We start from the raw sequence: 17,700 nt of genomic DNA on the forward strand, positions 1-17,700 counted from the left end.
AGGATCGTCAATGTTCAAAGTGCTTCGTGACTGGATGCAGCGCTACTTCTCCGATGAAGAAGCCGTAGTCCTGACAGTCCTGCTGGTTCTGGCCTTTACTGCCGTGCTCACCCTCGGCGGCATGCTCGCGCCGGTGCTGGCGGGGATGGTCTTGGCGTATCTGATGCAGGGCCTGGTCAACGCCCTGGAGCGGATGCGGGTGCCCAGTGGCGTTGCCGTGGGGCTGGTGTTCGCCTTGTTCATGGGCGCGCTGGGGGTGTTCCTGCTGGTGCTGGTGCCGCTGCTCTGGCACCAGTTGATCACCCTGTTGAACGAGCTGCCGGGAATGCTCGGTAAATGGCAGTCGCTGCTGTTGCTGCTGCCTGAGCGCTATCCGCATCTGGTCTCTGACGAGCAGGTGCTGCGCGCCATCGAATCGGTGCGCGGTGAGATCGGCAAGTTTGGCCAATGGGCGCTGACCTTCTCGCTGTCGAGCCTGCCGCTGCTGGTCAGCGCCATGATCTACCTGGTGCTGGTGCCGATTCTGGTGTTCTTCTTCCTCAAGGACCGCGAGTTGATCGGGCGCTGGGTCAGCGGCTACTTGCCGCGTGAACGCAGGCTGCTGACCCGGGTCGGTGACGAGATGAACCGGCAGATCGCCAATTACATTCGCGGCAAGGGCATCGAGATTCTCATCTGCGGGATCTCCACCTACATCGCCTTCATCAGCCTGGGGCTCAACTACGCCGCGCTGCTGGCGCTGTTGGTCGGGCTGTCGGTGGTGGTGCCGTACGTGGGGGCGGTGGTGGTCACCGTGCCGGTCACCTTGATCGCGCTGTTCCAGTGGGGCTGGGGCGATCAGTTCATCTACCTGATGGCGGTATACGCGATCATTCAGGCGCTGGACGGCAACGTGCTGGTGCCGTTGCTGTTCTCTGAGGCGGTCAGCCTGCATCCAGTCGCGATCATCTGCGCGGTGCTGCTGTTTGGCGGGCTGTGGGGCTTCTGGGGGATCTTCTTCGCCATCCCGCTGGCGACCCTGTTCAAGGCCGTGCTGGATGCCTGGCCACGTCAGGAACCGCCGGTGGCGCCACTGCTGTAACGAAATCGGGGCCGCGCAATGCGGCCCCGATCGTTTCAGCCCTTGTTCAGGGCCTGAGCCGCTGCAAGCACGGCATCGACATGGCCTGGCACTTTCACGCCGCGCCATTCCTGACGCAGAACACCGTCCTTGTCGATCAGGAAGGTGCTGCGGTCAACACCCATGTATTCCTTGCCGTAGAGCTTCTTCAGCTTGATCACGTCGAACAGTTGGCAGAGCGCCTCGTCCTTGTCGCTGATCAGCTCGAAGGTGAAGCCTTGCTTGGCCTTGAAGTTCTCGTGCGACTTCAGGCCGTCACGCGAGACGCCGAACACCACGGTGTTGGCCGCGGCAAACGCGTCGAGTTGATCGCGAAAGCCCTGGCCCTGAGTGGTGCAGCCGGGGGTGCTGTCCTTGGGGTAGAAATACAGCACCACCTGCTTGCCTTTGAGCTCAGCCAGGCTGACGCTCTGGCCGCTGGTGGCCTGGGCCTGGAAGTCGGCGACAGGTTGATCGAGGGTTACCGCCATGTGAGGCTCCTTACACCGGGTTTTGAGGGCGCCATGGTTCGATCAGGGCATCCAGATTCAGTGCATCGGCAAAGTCCAGGAACTGATCGCGCAGCCAGCTGATCTGGGTGCCAGCCGGCAGTACCACGGTGAACTGGGCGTTGAGCATGCTGCTGCCGGTCTGCGGCGCCAGATAGGTATCGCAGGTCATGGCTTCGAGCTCGACGTTGTGGTCGAGGAAGAACTGGCACAGCTCGTTGATGATGTCCGGGCGATAGGCGGCGCTGACATAGGCCACATAAGGCAGGGCCTGCGGGCGCACTTCCTGATCGGCGCTGCGCACCACATCAAGGGTCAGGCCGTGCTTCTTGCCCAGGCCTGGCAGGGTGGCTTCAAGACGGGCAAGGGCATCCCAGCTGCCACCGACCTGCAACACCAAGGCGCTGGTTTCGCCGTGGCGCGACAGGCGCGAGGTGACTACCGCGCAACGATTGTCGACGGCGGCGCGGCTGAGAACGTTGGCCAGCTCCATGGGATTGGGGCCCAGGGCACTGATGACAAGGAATTGTTCGCGGACTGTGGGGGTGGACATGCAGCATTCCTAAAACGATGAGCGGTCGGTGCAGGACCTGGGACAGCCTCCATTACACGAGGTTCTGAGCCGATTGCAGCGGCTGTAGACACCCGCGGGAGGCACTGTCGACGGCCCGGCGGGCCGCTCTGCACTGATCAAAGGATCAAGGGTAGCGAAAAGCAGCGCCGAGGGGAATGCTCCGCCCGCCAGCTTTGCTTGTGCAAGGCCGATGGCGCCAGTACCATTACCGCTCTCTTTTTCCGGCAGGAGCAGTTACATGATTGCGGGCAGTATGGTGGCACTGGTCACTCCCATGGATGCACAAGGGCGTCTGGACTGGGACAGCCTCGGCAAGCTTGTAGACTTCCACCTGGAAAAAGGCACTCATGCGATCGTCGCCGTCGGTACCACCGGCGAGTCGGCAACCCTCGATGTCGAAGAGCACATCCAGGTCATCGAATTTGTAGTCAAGCGTGTCAACGGCCGTATTCCGGTCATTGCCGGCACCGGTGCCAACTCCACCTCCGAAGCCGTGCACCTGACCCAGAACGCCAAGAACGCCGGTGCCGACGCCTGCCTGCTGGTGGTGCCGTACTACAACAAGCCGACCCAGGAAGGCCTGTATCAGCACTTCAAACTGATCGCCGAGTCGGTCGACATCCCGCAGATTCTGTACAACGTGCCCGGCCGCACCTCCTGCGACATGCAGGCCGAGACCGTGATCCGTCTGTCCACCGTGCCGAACATCATCGGTATCAAGGAAGCCACCGGCGACCTGGTCCGGGCCAAGGCCATCCTCGATGGCGTCAGCAGCGACTTCATCGTGCTGTCGGGTGATGATCCGACCGCGGTCGAGCTGATCCTGCTTGGCGGCAAGGGCAATATCTCCGTTACCGCCAACGTCGCCCCGCGCGAAATGGCCGATCTGTGCGAGGCCGCGCTGGCCGGCGATGCCGACAAGGCCCGCGCAATCAACGAACAACTGATGCCGCTGCACAAAGACCTGTTCTGCGAAGCCAACCCGATTCCGGTGAAGTGGGCGCTCGTGGAAATGGGCCTGATGCACAAAGGCATTCGCCTGCCACTGACCTGGCTGAGCGAGAACTGTCACGAAAAAGTCCGTACTGCCTTGAGCAAGTCCGGCGTACTGGTTTAATCGAGGAAGTACACCGCATGAAGCGATTGGCTGGTCTATCCGCCCTTGCCCTGATCATTTCCAGCACCAGCGGCTGCGGCTGGCTGTGGGGCGACGAGGGTTATTTCCGCGACCGCGGTAGCGATTACCTGCAGGCGCAACCGACCGCGCCGATGCAGCTGCCGGCAGACGTGGCCAACGTCAAACGCCTCGATCCGCTGTTGCCGATCCCGCGTAACGTTGCCGACGACACCGCCACTGGCGAATACGAAGTGCCGCGTCCGCAGCCGCTGTCGGCTGCTGCCGACATCAGCGACTTTACCCTGCAGCGCAGCGGTAACAGCCGTTGGGTGCTGGCCCAGCGTTCGCCTGCCGAAACCTGGCCGGTGGCGCATCAGTTCTTTGAAGACAACGGCTTCCGCATCGCTGAAGAGCGCCCGCAGACCGGCGAATTCACCACCACCTGGCAGCGCTTCGACGAACTGTCGGCTTCGCTTGGCCAGCGCCTGGCCAGCTCGGCCAGCAGCGCCGAGAGTGAAGTACGTGTTCGCGTACGCATGGAACCCGGCGTGCAGCGCAACACCTCCGAGGTGTTCGTGGTCAGCGTCGAGCGTCCGGCTGGCAGCACTGCCCAAACCGATTTCCCGAGCAACTCGACCAACACCGGCGTCGATGCGCTGCTGGTCGACGAGATGCTCGCCAGCATGAACCGTAGCGCCGAGAAGGGCGGTTCGGTTTCGCTGCTGGCTGAGCGCGACTTCGATGCCCCGAGCCGGGTCAGCCTGAGCGAAGACGGCAGCGGCAACCCGGTGCTCAACGTCGGTTCCGACCTCGACCGCGCCTGGTCTGGCGTCGGCCGTGCGCTGGAGCAGGGCGAATGGCGCGTTGAAGACATCAACCGCAGCCTGGGCCTGTACTACATCAACTTGTCCGAGAAACCCGAAGACAAGAACAACCAGCCCGGCTTCTTCAGCCGCCTGTTCGGCAGCGAGCCGACCCAGGAAGAGCGTGAAGAGCGCGCCGAGCGTTATCAGGTACGCCTGAGCAAGGTTGGCGAGAGCGTGCAGGTAACGGTCGAGAAAAACATCAACACCGTGGCCCCGGCCGATGTCGCCCGCCGCGTGCTGAGCGCCATTCAGGACCGTTTGGGTTAAGTGCGCTTCGCAGTACTTGGAAGCGGCAGCCAGGGCAACGGCACGCTGATCGCCAGTGGTGACACGTACATCCTGGTCGATTGCGGGTTTTCCCTGCGGGAAACAGAGCGGCGCCTGGCGCTGCTCGGGGTCTCGCCAGCACAGCTGAGCGCGGTGCTGGTCACCCACGAACATGCCGACCACGTGCATGGCGTGGGTTTGCTGTCGCGGCGCTACAATGTACCGGTCTACCTCAGCCAGGGCACCTTGCGCGGCTTGCGCAAGCCGGTCGAGGTCGCCGGTTTTCTGGGTTGTGGTGACAGCATCAGCATCGGCGCGCTGCAGGTCAGCGCGGCGCGGGTCGAGCACGACGCCCATGAGCCGCTGCAGTACGTGGTCAGCGATGGTCGCCGGCGCTTCGGCATGCTCACCGACCTGGGCTGCTACGACGCCCGGCTGCTGGAGCGCTATCAAGGGCTGGATGCCCTGCTGATCGAAGCCAACCATTGCCGCGACTTGCTTGCCCGCGGTCACTACCCGCACTTCCTGAAGTTGCGCGTAGGCGGCAGCCAAGGACATTTGAACAACCACCAGGCCGCCAACCTAGTGGCCGAGCTGGGCTGGCAGCACCTGCAACACCTGGTGCTGGCGCATCTCAGCAGCAAGAACAACCTGCCACAGCTGGCCCGTCAGTGCTTTGTCGACGCCCTAGGGTGCGACCCGGACTGGCTGCAAGTGGCGAATCAGGAACATGGGCTCGACTGGCGCGAAATCGCCTAGCCCACCAACTCAAGCAAGCGGAGCCCATCATGGAAAAACGCGACGAACTCTACCGCGGCAAGGCCAAATCGGTTTACAAGACCGACGACGCCGACCGCTTGATCCTGCTGTTTCGTAACGACACCTCGGCGTTCGACGGCAAGCGCATCGAACAGCTCGACCGCAAAGGCACGGTGAACAACAAGTTCAACGCCTTCATCATGCAAAAGCTTGAAGAAGCCGGCATCCCGACTCAGTTCGACAAGCTGCTGGGCGACAACGAGTGCCTGGTGAAGAAGCTCGACATGATCCCGGTTGAGTGCGTCGTGCGTAACTACGCCGCCGGCAGCCTGGTCAAGCGTCTGGGCGTGGAAGAGGGCATCAAGCTCGAACCATCGACCTTCGAACTGTTCCTCAAGAACGACGAAAAGGGCGACCCGTTCATAAACGAATCCCACGTTGTGGCTTTCGGCTGGGGCACCGCCGAGCAGCTGGTCGAGATGAAGAAGCTGTCGCTCAAGGTCAACGAAGTGCTGAACAAGCTGTTCGATGACGCCGGCCTGCTGCTGGTCGACTTCAAGCTCGAATTCGGCGTATTCCACGGCCAGATCGTCCTCGGCGACGAGTTCAGCCCGGACGGCTGCCGCCTGTGGGACAAAGAAACCCGTAAGAAGATGGACAAGGACCGCTTCCGCCAGGGTCTGGGCGACGTGATCGAAGCCTACGAAGAAGTTGCCAAGCGTCTGGGCGTGCCGCTGTAAGGCCGGCTGTGACGCAAGCGTTTGATACCACGCGAATTTTTTTCAGATAAAGGTTTGCCTTTTACGAAATCGCTGGTATGATGCGCGCCATTGGAGAGATGCCGGAGTGGTCGAACGGGACGGATTCGAAATCCGTTGTACTGGCAACAGTACCTAGGGTTCAAATCCCTATCTCTCCGCCATACATCGAAAAGCCCCGCAGATGAAAGTCTGCGGGGTTTTTTGTTTTTTGCGTTGTCTGAAATGTGCGCAGGTATGGTGTTACCGTCTTTGCTGATTTCATTTTCATAAGTGGTATGAGAAGACCTTCGCTAGTGAGCCCTGCTTGCTCTCATGCACCAAACTAATATGCCGCGTATGCGTGACTTGAATCAGTAAATTTAGTTGCTTTTTTACTTGCATGAAAATCGCCGTTTGAACCACTGGCTTACCCCCGTTGCATAAAAGACCGCGATCAGCTCTGCTGATGCTGGTCGGCATTGGCTGCTGCGCCGTCAACGGCTGGGCAGGTTCAAGATTACGGTTCGGAAAGGGATTACAAGAATGCAAACTGTGTGAATTCGATATGTTGAGATTGGTTTTATTGGTGTAGGTTAGCGTCAGAAGCGTTAGGCCTTTTCGTTTGCTCGCCAGATGTCGCTCAAGCCTCACTAAGTTCACTAACACGGTATTTGACTTGGATCCAATGCCCAGAAACTGTATGATCCCGCCGCCGTCAGTACGATGGCGCATGATCATTTAAAGGACTTAGTATGAAAAAGCTGTTCAAAGCTACCGTCGCTGTAGCCGTCGTATCGGGTGTTGCACTGCTGTCGGGTTGCACCGGCCAGGTCTACAACCAGCAAAAGAATTGCTCTTACGACTACCTGTTCCACCCTTCGGTTTCGGTCTCCAAGATCATTGGCGGTTGCGGCCCGATCGACAAGCTGCCACAGCAGCAGTAATTCCAGATCGTTGATGGGGCTGTTCGCGGCCCCGTCCAAGACCCTCGGCCATCCACGTGGCCGGGGGTTTTTGTTGCCTGGCGTTTACTTGGCCAAGACCAGCCCGCGACATTCGGCCACTGAGACATCCCGTCACCTTGCCTGCCACTTGCGAATTTGTTTGTGCTGGCATTTCGGTTACAATCGGAAAAACGTTTCAGCCCTGGCCGGTCAATTCGACCTTAGGCTGGCGTCCCTGTTTCTCAAGCTGCTGAATCCAATGATCAATAAAAAGCGCGCGCTGAAGGACATGGATAAACGAGGCCCTGCCTAGGCCTTCCTTACGTGCTATCGATTGGAATTGATCAATGTTCAAGAAAGCTGGCAAGACCCTGCTGGGTCTGGCTGTCGCGGCGAGCCTGATGCAGGCGCACGCCGATGAAGCGAAGAAAGTAGACGTGCTGCTGGTTGGCGGCGGCATCATGAGTTCGACCCTGGCGGTCTGGCTCAATGAGCTGGAGCCGAGCTGGTCGATGGAGATGGTCGAGCGCCTGGATGGCGTCGCTGAAGAAAGCTCCAACGGCTGGAACAACGCCGGTACCGGTCACTCTGCGCTGGCCGAGCTGAACTACACGCCAATGGATAAAGACGGCACCGTCAATATCTCCAAGGCCATCGAGATCAACGAATCGTTCCAGATCTCCCGCCAGTTCTGGTCGTGGCAGGTCCGTCAGGGCGTGTTGAACAACCCGCGTTCGTTCATCAACACCACGCCGCACATGAGCTTCGTGTGGGGCGACGACAACATCAAGTTCCTCAAGAAGCGTTACGACGCGCTGCAGGCCAGCCCGCTGTTCCGTCCGATGCAGTACTCGGAAGACAACGCGCAGATCGCCAAGTGGGTCCCGCTGATGATGGAAGGGCGAGATCCTTCGCAGAAGCTGGCCGTGACCTGGACGCCGCTCGGCACCGACGTCAACTTCGGCGAGATCACCCGTCAGTTCGTCAAGCACCTGCAAACCCGGGAAAACTTCGACCTGAAGCTGTCCACCGAAGTGCAGGACATCACGCGTAACGAAGACGGCTCCTGGCACGTTGAGTACAAAAACCTCAAGGACGGCAGCAAGTCGGCCACCGACGCCAAGTTCCTGTTCATTGGTGCTGGCGGCGGCGCGCTGAAGCTGCTGCAGAAGTCGGGCATCCCGGAAGCCAAGGAATACGCAGGCTTCCCGGTCGGCGGCTCGTTCCTGGTGACCGAGAACCCTACCGTGGCCATGCAGCATATGGCCAAGGCTTACGGCATTGCCTCCACCGGCGCGCCGCCCATGTCGGTACCGCACCTGGATACCCGCGTGCTGGATGGCAAGCGCGTGATTCTGTTTGGCCCGTTCGCCACCTTCTCGACCAAGTTCCTCAAGAACGGCTCGTACCTCGACCTGCTGAGCAGCACCACGCTGCACAACGTCTGGCCGATGACCAAGGTAGGTGTTGATCAGTATCCGCTGGTCGAGTACCTCGCTGGCCAGCTGATGCTGTCTGACGATGATCGTTTCGCGGCGCTGCAGACCTACTTCCCGAACGCCAAGAAAGAAGACTGGCGCTTGTGGCAAGCCGGTCAGCGCGTGCAGATCATCAAGCGCGACGAAGAAAAAGGCGGCGTGCTCAAGCTGGGTACTGAAGTCGTGACCTCGCAGGACCGCAGCATTGCCGGTCTGCTGGGCGCTTCGCCAGGCGCTTCGACCGCGGCACCGATCATGCTCACCGTGCTCGAAACCGTGTTCAAGGAAAAGGTCGCAACGCCTGAGTGGCAAGCCAAGTTGCACGAAATCGTGCCAAGTTACGGCACCAAGCTGAACGATTCGGCTGCTGCTGTGCAGAAAGAGTGGGACTACACCGCTGAAGTGCTGCAACTGGAAAAACCACCGGTTATCGATCAGAGCGTTGGCACTGATACAACCGTGAGCAAGCCAGTTGAAAGCAACCCTGCGAGCGACATGGCGCTGTAATCAGGCTTCAGCTGCGCGGTAACCATTTACCGCTTCGGCAACCAGCCCATAAAAAACCACGAGGTGCTGCCTCGTGGTTTTTTTATGCCTGCGGTTTGCGGATTGTCAGGGCTGCCCAGCGAAGCGTGCGGCGACGGTCTGGAGTTCGCTGTACAGCGGATGAAACGGCGCGCGCGAACCTCGGTTGTCGGCATAGCCGAATACACCGCTGGGGCAGTAGCGGTCGTTGTCCCAGCCGGGGTAGTCGAGAAACGGATACCAGCACAGGCCTTCGATAGTGACGCCACGTTCTTGCGCCAACTGCAGTTGCTCGGCGATGTAGCGCAGCCAAGGTACGCGGTCGCAGTCTTCGGCGCCGGTTTCGGACAATAGAATCGGCCGTTGATAGCGTTGGTGCAGCTCGCGCAGCATGCCTGCCAAGGGCCGAAAGTGCGGGTCGCCGAACGGAATCTTGCTGCCATGGTGATACCACTGGTTCTGCGGGTAGAAGTTGGCGCCGATGATATCCAGGTACTCTTCACGCCCGCCAAGGCCCGGCCAGCGGCGGCCGGTGAGCAGGTCCCAGGCTTCGAACTGCGACTGGCGATAGGCTTCGGCGGCATCGACATCATCCGCACGTTTGCTCGGCGGCAAGACGTTGATCAGCGGGTCGCCCTGAATAAACCGCGCAGCCGGGGCAACTTCGCGGATTGCCTCGATGGCGGCGATACTGGCGCGGACCAGCTGATGCTTGAGTTCCAGGCCGCGATGGCGGGCACAGGGATTGAAATAGGCTACGTCGCCACCGGCCCAGCTCCAGAAGGAAATCTCGTTGATGGGCGAAATCAACGGCACGTCGAGGCCGCGCTCTACCAGTAACCGGGCGAAAGCTGCGGCAAAGCGGGCGAAGCGCTCGACGAACAGCGGCCGCCAGATATCCAGATCGTCTGGATAGCCGTAATGGCACAAATCCCAGATCACTTGCACGTCCTGGCGCCGCGCAGCATCGATCATCGGCACCACGCTCGACCATTCGTAGCGATAGGGCTGGCGCTCGATCAAGTGCCAGCGCAGGCCGTCGCGGGCGCTGCGAATGCCCAATGCCGCGAGTTGCTGGTAGTCCTGCTCAGCCCAGCGGGCATGGCCGGTGCACTCCTGCATATCCAGGCGACGCCCGTCGCAACGGCGCTGCGAGGCGCATTCATAACCGGCCATGACGAAGCTGTTGAACAGCCCCGTGCCGCTCATCCGGGCTCAGCGACGTGCTGCTCCACCTCGACCCCGGCTTCGCGGGCGATGCGCTGGTACAAGGCCAGTGCCTGACCGACCACCTGATCCATGTTGTAGTACTTATAGGTACCGAGCCTGCCGAGGAAAGTAACGCCAGGAGTCTGATCGGCGAGGGCTCTGTAACGCTTGTACAGCTCGGCGTTTTCCGGGCGTGGAATGGGGTAATACGGGTCGCCATCGGCGCACGGGAACTCATAGCTGATGCTAGTCAGCGGATGCGTCTGGCCGGTCAGGTGCTTGTATTCGGTGATCCGCGTGTACGGCACGGCGGGGTGCGGATAATTGACGACGGCTACGGGCTGGAAACACTCATGATCGTGCGTCTCGTGCTGGAAGCGCAACGAGCGATACGGCAACTTGCCGTAACAATGGCCGAAGTACTCATCGATAGGGCCGCAGTACACCAGCTCGCGATAACGCAGCAGCTCGCGCACTGTGCTGAAGTCAGTTGCCAGCAGCACGTCGATGGCCGGGTGTTCGAGCATGCGCTCGAACATCTGCGTATAGCCATGCAACGGCATGATCTGGAAGGCATCGGTGAAATAGCGGTCGTCGGTGGTGGTGCGGGTCGGCACCCGCGCGGTCACCGATTTATCCAGCTCGCTCGGGTCCAGGCCCCATTGCTTGCGGGTGTAGCCGCGGAAGAACTTCTCGTACAGTTCGCGGCCGACCTGGTTGATCACCACATCTTCGGAGGTGTGGATCGTCGCCACCGGCTCGGCACGGCTGGCCAGAAACGCTTCGGCCTGGGCCTCGTTCATCGACTGCGCGTAGAGGATATTCAATGTGGTCAGGTTGATCGGAATCGGCAGCAAGTGCCCATCGACCTGCGCCAGCACGCGGTGCTCGTAGGGGCGCCATTCTGTGAAGCGCGAGAGGTAATCGACGATACGCTGGGCGTTGGTGTGAAAGATATGCGGACCGTAACGGTGCACCAGCACCCCGGCAGCATCAAGGTGGTCGTAGGCGTTGCCGCCGATGTGCTCGCGGCGGTCGATCAGCAATATCCGTTTGCCCAGGCCGGCACTCAGGCGCTCGGCGAGCACGCTGCCGGCGAACCCTGCGCCGACGATCAGGTAGTCATAGGGCTGTGCCGCCAGCGCCGTCTGCAGGGTTATCGTTGGCATTCGATCAACTCCTTCATGTCGGCGCAGGTCTTGTCCCACGACATGCCATCCAGCGCTCGATCCGCGCGTTTGGTGACCACTCCGCTCTGCTTGCGCAGGGCCAGGGCAGCGTCGATGGCGCTGATAAAGTCCGCCGCGTTACTGGCAATGCTGACCACGCCGCTGTGCGCATAGCCATTGACCACATCACGCACCGGCGTCGACACCACCGGGCAGCCGCCGGCGAGGTATTCCGGGGTTTTGGTGGGGCTGATGAAGCGCGTCGACTCATTGATGGCGAAGGGCATCAGGGCGACATCCCAGCCGGCCAGGTAAGCAGGCAACTGCTCGTACTGCCTGGCGCCGAGATAGTGGATATTGGCCAGCCGCGGCAGCAGTTCGGGGTCGATCTTGACCACCGGGCCGATCAGCACGATCTGCCAGTCGGGCCGCTGCTCAGCGATGTCGGTCACCAACTGGATATCGAAGCGTTCGTCGATCACGCCGAAAAAGCCCAGGCGTGGATGGCCAATCGCAGCCTGATCAGCAGGTTCTGTCAGCGCTGTGCGGGCCTGACCGAAATGCGCTATGTCTACGCTGCTGGGCATGGCGTGGGCATTGGCGTGGTGCTCGCGCTTGGCCTCCCACAGGCTGTGGCCGCCGGTAAACACCACGTCGGCGCGGCTGAGCAGGCGTTGCTCCATTTCCAGCATGGCCGGCGGTGCGAACTTGAACGCGGACAGCTCGTCCATGCAGTCGTAGATCACCACCTGGCCTTGCAGATGGTCGGTAAACCCCAGGCTCATCGGCGTCCAGTACCACAGCAGCAGCTCGCCGCCGTTGTGGGCTGCCAGCCAGGTGTCGAGCAGCTGGCGCTGGGCCGCGATGACCTGCTGCTCATCCAGCCCGGTCGGCAGCAGCGGCACCAGCACGGTCAAGCCGTCGCTGACCGCGTGTGGTTGCAGCAGCGGCGTTTGCTGTGGCTCGAAGATCGGCTCTTCGAGAAACAGCACATCGTAATCCTTGGCCAGCCGCGACATCACATGTTGCGGCCGTTGGTAGACAAACCCCCAGCGCAGATGCGACAGGCACAGCAAGGTCGGGCGTAGGCCGATGGCCTGTAGCGGGACTGCCGACAATTCGCTGGAATGCGGCTGCAGATCAGGCTCGAGCTGAATTTGAGTCATGCGAAGTACCTTGTCTGGTGTCTGAATTCAAACCTGCGCGATCGACAGATCTGCGGCTTGCCACCAAGGCCCCGCTGGACGGCGCATGCTGTGCCTTGTGATCAGTAGAGAGGGGTGCTTCGAGCGGCGTTCATTACGCCTGCTGCGCGAGCCGATGAAGGGTGCATAGGGCTGCGCAGGCGGAGGGGCTGCGGCGGTTACTCAGCGCTGGCGCAGGATGCACTCGAGCAGGCCGGGGAAGCGGCTGTCGAGCATTTCACTGCGCAGCGAATTCATGTGCGTGGTGCCGACATTGCGCGTCTGCACCAGGCCTGCATCACGCAACACGCGAAAGTGATGGGACATGCTCGACTTGGGTCGGCCGCCATCCAGCTCGCCACAAGTGGCTTCGGTGACACCCGCCAGATGGCGCACGATGGCCATGCGCACGGGGTCGCTCAAGGCGTACAGCACGCGTTCGAGGATGAGGTCTTCACAGCTTGGATGTTTGTAGGCTCGCATGGTCGACATGATAACGGGGCTTTCATTAATTGCCATAGTTCGATTATGATCGAACTATCGTATGCCCAACCTGCTGGAGCTGGCTCATGTCTGCATTGTTCGAACCCTACACCCTCAAAGACGTCACCTTGCGCAACCGCATTGCCATTCCACCGATGTGCCAGTACATGGCCGAAGACGGCATGATCAACGACTGGCACCACGTGCATCTGACGGGTATGGCCCGCGGCGGCGCCGGCTTGCTGGTGGTCGAAGCCACTGCTGTATCGCCAGAAGGACGCATTACCCCAGGCTGCGCCGGGATCTGGAGCGACGCCCACGCCGAAGCGTTCTTGCCGGTGGTGAAGGCGATCAAGGCGGCCGGTTCCGTACCCGGCATCCAGATCGCCCACGCCGGGCGTAAGGCCAGCGCCAATCGCCCATGGGAAGGTGACGACCATATCGCCGCTGACGACGCCCGCGGCTGGGACACCCTGGCACCGTCGGCAATTGCCTTTGGCGCCAACCTGCCGAAAGTGCCAAAGGCGATGACCCTGGGCGATATCGCTCGGGTCAAACAAGACTTTGTCGACGCTGCGCGCCGCGCCCGTGACGCCGGTTTCGAGTGGATCGAGCTGCACTTCGCCCACGGCTACCTCGGTCAGAGCTTCTTCTCCGAGCACTCCAACCAGCGTACTGATGCTTACGGCGGCAGCTTCGAAAACCGCAGCCGCTTCCTCCTCGAAACGCTGGCGGCCGTGCGTGAAGTCTGGCCTGAGCATCTGCCGCTGACCGCCCGCTTCGGTGTGCTGGAATATGATGGCCGCGACGAGCAGACCCTGGTCGAGTCGATCGAACTGGCCCGTCAGTTCAAGGCCGGTGGCCTCGACCTGTTGAGCGTCAGCGTTGGTTTCACCATCCCCGACACCAATATCCCGTGGGGCCCGGCCTTCATGGGCCCGATTGCCGAGCGCGTGCGCCGCGAAGCAGGCCTGCCGGTGACGTCGGCATGGGGCTTCGGCACGCCGCAGCTGGCTGAAGGCGCGCTGCAAGCGGGTCAGCTGGATCTGGTTTCGGTAGGCCGTGCGCACCTGGCTGACCCACATTGGGCCTACTTCGCCGCCAAAGAGTTGGGCGTGGACAAAGCCTCGTGGACCCTGCCAGCGCCGTATGCGCATTGGCTGGAACGCTATCGTTAAGGCTCGCCCTAACGCCAGCCAGCACCGTTAACCACGCGGGGCCAGTCCGAGCAGCACAGCGCTGCGAGACTGGCCCAGCGTTTTTTGTGGCTAGCAGTTACTGGCCAAACACTATCCGAGCCTGGTTAAAGCACTGCTCGGCAATCGCCGACCTCGGCTCGCTGCGGCGCAGCAGCAAGCCAACCGGGCTGAGCACGCTGGCCTCGCTGATGGGGGTGATGCGCATGTGTTCGCTCAAATCCTCCAGCCCGCAGTTGAGCGGCATCACTGCGCAGCACATGCCGCTGGTGATGGCCTGGATCAGCTGGAAGGTCGAGTCGCTTTCCAGCACTGCCAGTGGCGCAAGGCCGCGGCTGCGAAAGCTCAGGTCCAGCGACTGGCGGTAGTGCATGCCCTTGCTGAGCAGCCCCAACGGCAGGTCCCCCAGCTCATCCCAGGCCAGCTCGCTTTGCTCGAACTGATAATGGCGGGTGTCGTGCAGCAGGCCCATGGTGGTGGTGCCCAGTTCGATCACGTCGAAAAAGCTTGAGTTGACCTGATCCAGATAGCAGATCCCCAGGTCGAGCTGGTTGCGGCTGAGGCCATCGACGATCTGCTCGGAGGTACTCGAGCTGAGCTGAAACTGCAGCTCGGGAAACTTCTCCCGCAGCGGCAGCAGCAGCGCCATTGGATTGAAACTGGCCAACGGCACGCTGCCCAGGCGCAGGCTGCCGACCACTTGGCCGCGGCAGCTGGCCGCTTCGGCCTGGAGGCCGTCATGTGCGGCCAGCAGTGTCCGCGCCCAAGCCAGAATGCGTTCGCCGGCCTCGGTGAAACCCTCGAAGCGCTGGCCACGTTCGACCAGCACCAGGTCAAGTTCTTCTTCCAGATTACGCAGGCGCATCGACAAGGTCGGCTGGGTGATATGGCACAGCGCAGCGGCCTGACCGAAGTGCCGAGTCTGGTCCAGGGCGATAAGAAACTTGAGCTGCTTGATGTCCATGGGGCGGCCTGCGCAATCGGAATGCGTTGACCTTAACCAAGTTGAGCGGGGCTAGCCATTGTTTAGTCGCCGCCGCCCGGTTCAGCTGAGCACGTGATCGACCGGCATCAGCGCGGGCGGCAACGGCTCGTGGCCAAGCGCCGCAAGCACGTCGCGCTCCAAGGTGCGCACCAATGAGTCGGTGGGCAGGTCGTTTTCGTCGCGGCCAAACGGATCTTCCAGCTCGTTGCCGATCGCATCCAGGCCAAAGAACGTGTAGCTGACGATGGTGGTGAACAGCGGCGCCAGCCAGCCCAAGGGTTCTGCCAGGGCGAACGGCAGCAGCAGGCAGAAGATATAGATGGTCCGGTGCAACAGCAGGGTGTAAGGGAAGGGTAGCGGCGTGCCCTTGATCCGTTCACAGGTCGCCTGCACTTCGGCCAGGCCAACCAGACGCTGTTCGAGCAGGGTGTAGCGCCATTCGCTGATCTGTTGCGTCTGCGCCAGCTCCGAGCAGCGCTGGCCGATGTTACGCAGGATGCCGTCGCAGACGTTGTGCGGGCTGAGTGAATGCGCCGGGTTCAGCCACGGCTGCGCCGCGCCGAGGGCATCCTCACCGCGCAATCCAGCGTTCAAGGCATGGGCAAAGCCGCACAGGCTGCGCAGTAACTCGCGGCGCAGCTCGGGGTCGGCAATCGCCACGCTCTCGCGCACGAACGAGCGCACCTCGATGAGCATCCGCCCCCAGGCCTTGCGGCCCTCCCACCAGCGGTCATAACAGGCCGTGTTGCGAAAACTCATGAAAATCGACAGCGACAGGCCGAGCAAGGTGAAGGGCGTGGCGCTGACCGGCGAGAACATCTCTGGATAATGCCGCTCGACCAGCACGATCAACGCCGCCAGCAAGGTAACCAGCAGGCAGCGCCAGGCAATGCGCTTGACGATCGAGCCTTTCAGGGTGAACAGCACACGCAGCACATCGGGCCGGGAATGGACGATCATGGGGATCCAGAGGCGGTTGGGTCAGCCGCCAGTCATGTTCATGAAGCGCAGGATCTGCACCTCGCCGCCTACTTCGAAGTGGTGGCGGTAAGGCTTGAGCTGCACCGCTTCGCGGATGGCATGCTCGAGGCGCTCGGCGTCGCCTGGGTGCGCACGCAGCACCTGTTTCAGGTCCAGCGAATGCTCGTTGCCCAGGCACAGTAGCAAGCGGCCCTCGACGGTCAGGCGGACACGGTTGCAGGTGGCGCAGAAGTTGTGGCTGTGCGGCGAGATGAAGCCGACCCGGGTCTGCGCTGCCTCGGCCAGGCGCCAGTAGCGCGCCGGGCCCTGCGATGATTCGGCAGATTCGATCAGGCTGAAGTGCTCCGCGAGGCGGTCGCGCACGTCATCGCTGGAATAGAACGACTCGCCGCGCTGATGCTCGCTGATCACGCCTAGCGGCATCTCTTCGATGAAGGTGATGTCCAGCTCACGGTCGATGGCAAAGCGCACCAGATCGACCAGTTCGTCATCGTTGCGACCCTTGAGCACCACGCAGTTGAGTTTGATCCGCTTGAAGCCGGCGCGGCGCGCGGCGTCGATACCGGCGATGACCTGGGCCAGATCGCCGGTGCGGGTGAGCTGGCGAAAGCGCTCCGGGTCGAGGCTGTCGAGGCTGATATTGAGGCGGCTGAGGCCGGCGTCGAACAGCGGCTGCGCCAGCCGGTCGAGCTGCGAGCCGTTACTGGTCATGCACAGTTCACGCAGGCCGGGCAGGGCGGCAATGCGCCGACATAGTTCGACGATGCCCTGGCGCACCAGTGGCTCGCCGCCGGTCAGGCGGATCTTGCGCGTGCCGAGGGCGACGAAGCGTTCGGCAACCTGATACAGCTCTTCAAGGCTGAGGATCTGCTGGCGCGGCAAGAATTGCATGTCTTCGGCCATGCAATAGACACAACGAAAATCACAGCGGTCGGTGACCGACATCCGCAGGTAGTCGATTTTTCGGTTGTAGCCGTCGATCAGGGCCTGGCCGTTGAGTTCCACAATCGCGCTCGCGTCTAAGGAGGGTCGGCCGGTTGGCCGCAGGGCAGTAAGCCCACGCTATAACCTGTGCCCGGTGCCGTCAAATTGCTTTATCCACTCGGTTGATCAGTACGGTCTATCGGTCGTTCAGAGCGATTGATCGACGCTCAGCGATGCACCGGATAGGCCGTGGTGTATTTCATCTGTTCCATGGCAAAGCTGGAGGTGATGTTCGACAGGCCATCGGTGCGGGTGATCAGCTTCTTGTAGAAGCGGTCGTAAGCGGCAATATCGCTGACCACCACCCGCAGCATGTAATCCCAGTCGCCCGACATGCGGTAGAACTCCATGACCTCCTCGAAGCCGCTGACGGTGGCGGCAAATTGCTCGAGCCAGGCATTGTCGTGGCGCTGGGTCTTGAGCTGGACGAACACGGTCAGACCCAGGCCCAGGCGTTGCGGATCAAGCAGCGCGACGCGGCCGAGAATGTAGCCATCATCCTGCAGGCGCTTGACCCGCTTCCAGCATGGGGTGGTGGTGAGGTTGACCGCTTCGGCCAGCTCCTTGAGCGAGGTGGAGGCGTCGCGTTGGAGCAGGGTGAGGATGTGCTGGTCGAAACTGTCCATGCCGG

Annotated in this window: 19 protein-coding genes and 1 tRNA gene; 9 read left to right on the plus strand and 11 right to left on the minus strand. The window is 61.5% G+C overall.

From position 1 onward, the window contains the following. The first annotated feature begins 10 nt into the window (after nt 1-10). The gene (locus HU736_RS20190) at nt 11-1,081 is read left to right on the plus strand and encodes an AI-2E family transporter (RefSeq protein ID WP_186697765.1); all 1,071 of its coding nucleotides are present in this window, start codon (nt 11-13) and stop codon (nt 1,079-1,081) included. Between the two features lie 35 nt (nt 1,082-1,116). Here the strand turns inward: HU736_RS20190 and HU736_RS20195 are convergent, their stop codons facing one another. After that, the gene (locus HU736_RS20195) at nt 1,117-1,590 is read right to left on the minus strand and encodes a peroxiredoxin (protein ID WP_103436382.1); all 474 of its coding nucleotides are present in this window, start codon (nt 1,588-1,590) and stop codon (nt 1,117-1,119) included. Nucleotides 1,591-1,600: 10 nt separating this feature from the next. Beyond that, nucleotides 1,601-2,161: a glycine cleavage system transcriptional repressor gene (locus HU736_RS20200; RefSeq protein WP_101317448.1), complete on the minus strand. Its 561-nt coding sequence runs from the start codon at nt 2,159-2,161 to the stop codon at nt 1,601-1,603. 259 nt (nt 2,162-2,420) lie between these two features. On the opposite strand from HU736_RS20200, the gene dapA reads away from it, so the two are divergent. The 5 genes from dapA to HU736_RS20225 all read left to right on the plus strand — a co-directional run bounded on the left by dapA (nt 2,421) and on the right by HU736_RS20225 (nt 6,113). After that, a complete protein-coding gene (gene dapA, locus HU736_RS20205) occupies nt 2,421-3,299 on the plus strand; it encodes a 4-hydroxy-tetrahydrodipicolinate synthase (RefSeq protein WP_101317450.1) in 879 nt (292 codons plus the stop codon). Between the two features lie 17 nt (nt 3,300-3,316). Beyond that, nucleotides 3,317-4,432: an NlpB/DapX family lipoprotein gene (gene bamC, locus HU736_RS20210; RefSeq protein ID WP_186697767.1), complete on the plus strand. Its 1,116-nt coding sequence runs from the start codon at nt 3,317-3,319 to the stop codon at nt 4,430-4,432. Further along, entirely contained in the window at nt 4,433-5,191 is a 759-nt protein-coding gene (locus tag HU736_RS20215) for an MBL fold metallo-hydrolase (protein ID WP_186697769.1), read from the plus strand. It begins immediately after the preceding gene. Nucleotides 5,192-5,220: 29 nt separating this feature from the next. After that, entirely contained in the window at nt 5,221-5,931 is a 711-nt protein-coding gene (gene purC / locus HU736_RS20220; protein WP_103436385.1) for a phosphoribosylaminoimidazolesuccinocarboxamide synthase, read from the plus strand. A 92-nt stretch (nt 5,932-6,023) separates the two neighbouring features. Beyond that, a tRNA-Ser gene (locus HU736_RS20225) sits at nt 6,024-6,113 on the plus strand. 103 nt (nt 6,114-6,216) lie between these two features. Here the strand turns inward: HU736_RS20225 and HU736_RS20230 are convergent. Further along, nucleotides 6,217-6,669 carry a hypothetical protein gene (locus tag HU736_RS20230; RefSeq protein WP_186697771.1) on the minus strand — a complete coding sequence of 151 codons (453 nt, stop codon included), beginning with the start codon at nt 6,667-6,669 and terminating at the stop codon, nt 6,217-6,219. A gap of 14 nt (nt 6,670-6,683) precedes the next feature. On the opposite strand from HU736_RS20230, the gene HU736_RS20235 reads away from it, so the two are divergent. Both HU736_RS20235 and mqo read left to right on the plus strand, forming a co-directional pair. Beyond that, nucleotides 6,684-6,875 (plus strand): DUF4223 family protein, encoded by a 192-nt coding sequence (locus tag HU736_RS20235; protein WP_101317458.1) that lies wholly within the window; start codon nt 6,684-6,686, stop codon nt 6,873-6,875. A 347-nt stretch (nt 6,876-7,222) separates the two neighbouring features. Further along, nucleotides 7,223-8,860 carry a malate dehydrogenase (quinone) gene (gene mqo, locus HU736_RS20240; RefSeq protein ID WP_186697773.1) on the plus strand — a complete coding sequence of 546 codons (1,638 nt, stop codon included), beginning with the start codon at nt 7,223-7,225 and terminating at the stop codon, nt 8,858-8,860. Nucleotides 8,861-8,965: 105 nt separating this feature from the next. Here mqo and HU736_RS20245 read toward each other — a convergent pair whose 3' ends face one another. The 4 genes from HU736_RS20245 to HU736_RS20260 form a co-directional block, all read right to left on the minus strand. Further along, on the minus strand, nt 8,966-10,087 hold the full coding sequence (locus HU736_RS20245) for a beta-glucosidase (protein WP_186697775.1): 1,122 nt from the start codon (nt 10,085-10,087) through the stop codon (nt 8,966-8,968). Then, nucleotides 10,084-11,256, minus strand: a complete 1,173-nt coding sequence (gene glf / locus HU736_RS20250) for a UDP-galactopyranose mutase (protein ID WP_103436462.1) — start codon at nt 11,254-11,256, stop codon at nt 10,084-10,086. Before glf ends, HU736_RS20245 begins: the two co-directional genes overlap by 4 nt. Then, on the minus strand, nt 11,244-12,422 hold the full coding sequence (locus HU736_RS20255) for a glycosyltransferase family 1 protein (protein WP_186697777.1): 1,179 nt from the start codon (nt 12,420-12,422) through the stop codon (nt 11,244-11,246). The genes glf and HU736_RS20255 overlap by 13 nt, the downstream gene beginning before the upstream one ends. Before the next feature lie 201 nt (nt 12,423-12,623). Continuing rightward, the gene (locus tag HU736_RS20260; RefSeq protein ID WP_101317462.1) at nt 12,624-12,959 is read right to left on the minus strand and encodes an ArsR/SmtB family transcription factor; all 336 of its coding nucleotides are present in this window, start codon (nt 12,957-12,959) and stop codon (nt 12,624-12,626) included. Between the two features lie 50 nt (nt 12,960-13,009). Here HU736_RS20260 and xenA point away from each other — a divergent pair, with 50 nt between their 5' ends. Continuing rightward, complete coding sequence (xenA, locus tag HU736_RS20265; protein WP_186697778.1) at nt 13,010-14,101, plus strand: xenobiotic reductase XenA; 1,092 nt, start codon at nt 13,010-13,012, stop codon at nt 14,099-14,101. 97 nt (nt 14,102-14,198) lie between these two features. Here xenA and HU736_RS20270 read toward each other — a convergent pair whose 3' ends face one another. The 4 genes from HU736_RS20270 to HU736_RS20285 all read right to left on the minus strand — a co-directional run bounded on the left by HU736_RS20270 (nt 14,199) and on the right by HU736_RS20285 (nt 17,695). Further along, the gene (locus HU736_RS20270; RefSeq protein ID WP_103436465.1) at nt 14,199-15,083 is read right to left on the minus strand and encodes a LysR family transcriptional regulator; all 885 of its coding nucleotides are present in this window, start codon (nt 15,081-15,083) and stop codon (nt 14,199-14,201) included. Nucleotides 15,084-15,164: 81 nt separating this feature from the next. Continuing rightward, complete coding sequence (locus tag HU736_RS20275) at nt 15,165-16,064, minus strand: bestrophin family protein (protein WP_186697780.1); 900 nt, start codon at nt 16,062-16,064, stop codon at nt 15,165-15,167. Between the two features lie 21 nt (nt 16,065-16,085). Beyond that, the gene (gene moaA / locus HU736_RS20280; RefSeq protein ID WP_186697782.1) at nt 16,086-17,090 is read right to left on the minus strand and encodes a GTP 3',8-cyclase MoaA; all 1,005 of its coding nucleotides are present in this window, start codon (nt 17,088-17,090) and stop codon (nt 16,086-16,088) included. 146 nt (nt 17,091-17,236) lie between these two features. Beyond that, nucleotides 17,237-17,695, minus strand: coding sequence for an Lrp/AsnC family transcriptional regulator (locus HU736_RS20285; protein ID WP_101317474.1), 459 nt, complete (start codon nt 17,693-17,695; stop codon nt 17,237-17,239). Nucleotides 17,696-17,700 lie beyond the last annotated feature (5 nt).

Source organism: Pseudomonas shirazensis (genome assembly GCF_014268785.2).
Classification (GTDB): Bacteria; Pseudomonadota; Gammaproteobacteria; order Pseudomonadales; family Pseudomonadaceae; genus Aquipseudomonas; species Aquipseudomonas shirazensis.

Coding starts and splice junctions, on each gene's coding strand:
- HU736_RS20190 (WP_186697765.1), top strand. CDS start 11: ATGTTCAAAGTGCTTCGTGACTGGATGCAGCGCTACTTCTCCGATGAA.
- HU736_RS20195 (WP_103436382.1), bottom strand. CDS start 1,590: ATGGCGGTAACCCTCGATCAACCTGTCGCCGACTTCCAGGCCCAGGCC.
- HU736_RS20200 (WP_101317448.1), bottom strand. CDS start 2,161: ATGTCCACCCCCACAGTCCGCGAACAATTCCTTGTCATCAGTGCCCTG.
- dapA (WP_101317450.1), top strand. CDS start 2,421: ATGATTGCGGGCAGTATGGTGGCACTGGTCACTCCCATGGATGCACAA.
- bamC (WP_186697767.1), top strand. CDS start 3,317: ATGAAGCGATTGGCTGGTCTATCCGCCCTTGCCCTGATCATTTCCAGC.
- purC (WP_103436385.1), top strand. CDS start 5,221: ATGGAAAAACGCGACGAACTCTACCGCGGCAAGGCCAAATCGGTTTAC.
- HU736_RS20230 (WP_186697771.1), bottom strand. CDS start 6,669: ATGATCATGCGCCATCGTACTGACGGCGGCGGGATCATACAGTTTCTG.
- HU736_RS20235 (WP_101317458.1), top strand. CDS start 6,684: ATGAAAAAGCTGTTCAAAGCTACCGTCGCTGTAGCCGTCGTATCGGGT.
- mqo (WP_186697773.1), top strand. CDS start 7,223: ATGTTCAAGAAAGCTGGCAAGACCCTGCTGGGTCTGGCTGTCGCGGCG.
- HU736_RS20245 (WP_186697775.1), bottom strand. CDS start 10,087: ATGAGCGGCACGGGGCTGTTCAACAGCTTCGTCATGGCCGGTTATGAA.
- glf (WP_103436462.1), bottom strand. CDS start 11,256: ATGCCAACGATAACCCTGCAGACGGCGCTGGCGGCACAGCCCTATGAC.
- HU736_RS20255 (WP_186697777.1), bottom strand. CDS start 12,422: ATGACTCAAATTCAGCTCGAGCCTGATCTGCAGCCGCATTCCAGCGAA.
- HU736_RS20260 (WP_101317462.1), bottom strand. CDS start 12,959: ATGGCAATTAATGAAAGCCCCGTTATCATGTCGACCATGCGAGCCTAC.
- xenA (WP_186697778.1), top strand. CDS start 13,010: ATGTCTGCATTGTTCGAACCCTACACCCTCAAAGACGTCACCTTGCGC.
- HU736_RS20270 (WP_103436465.1), bottom strand. CDS start 15,083: ATGGACATCAAGCAGCTCAAGTTTCTTATCGCCCTGGACCAGACTCGG.
- HU736_RS20275 (WP_186697780.1), bottom strand. CDS start 16,064: ATGATCGTCCATTCCCGGCCCGATGTGCTGCGTGTGCTGTTCACCCTG.
- HU736_RS20285 (WP_101317474.1), bottom strand. CDS start 17,695: ATGGACAGTTTCGACCAGCACATCCTCACCCTGCTCCAACGCGACGCC.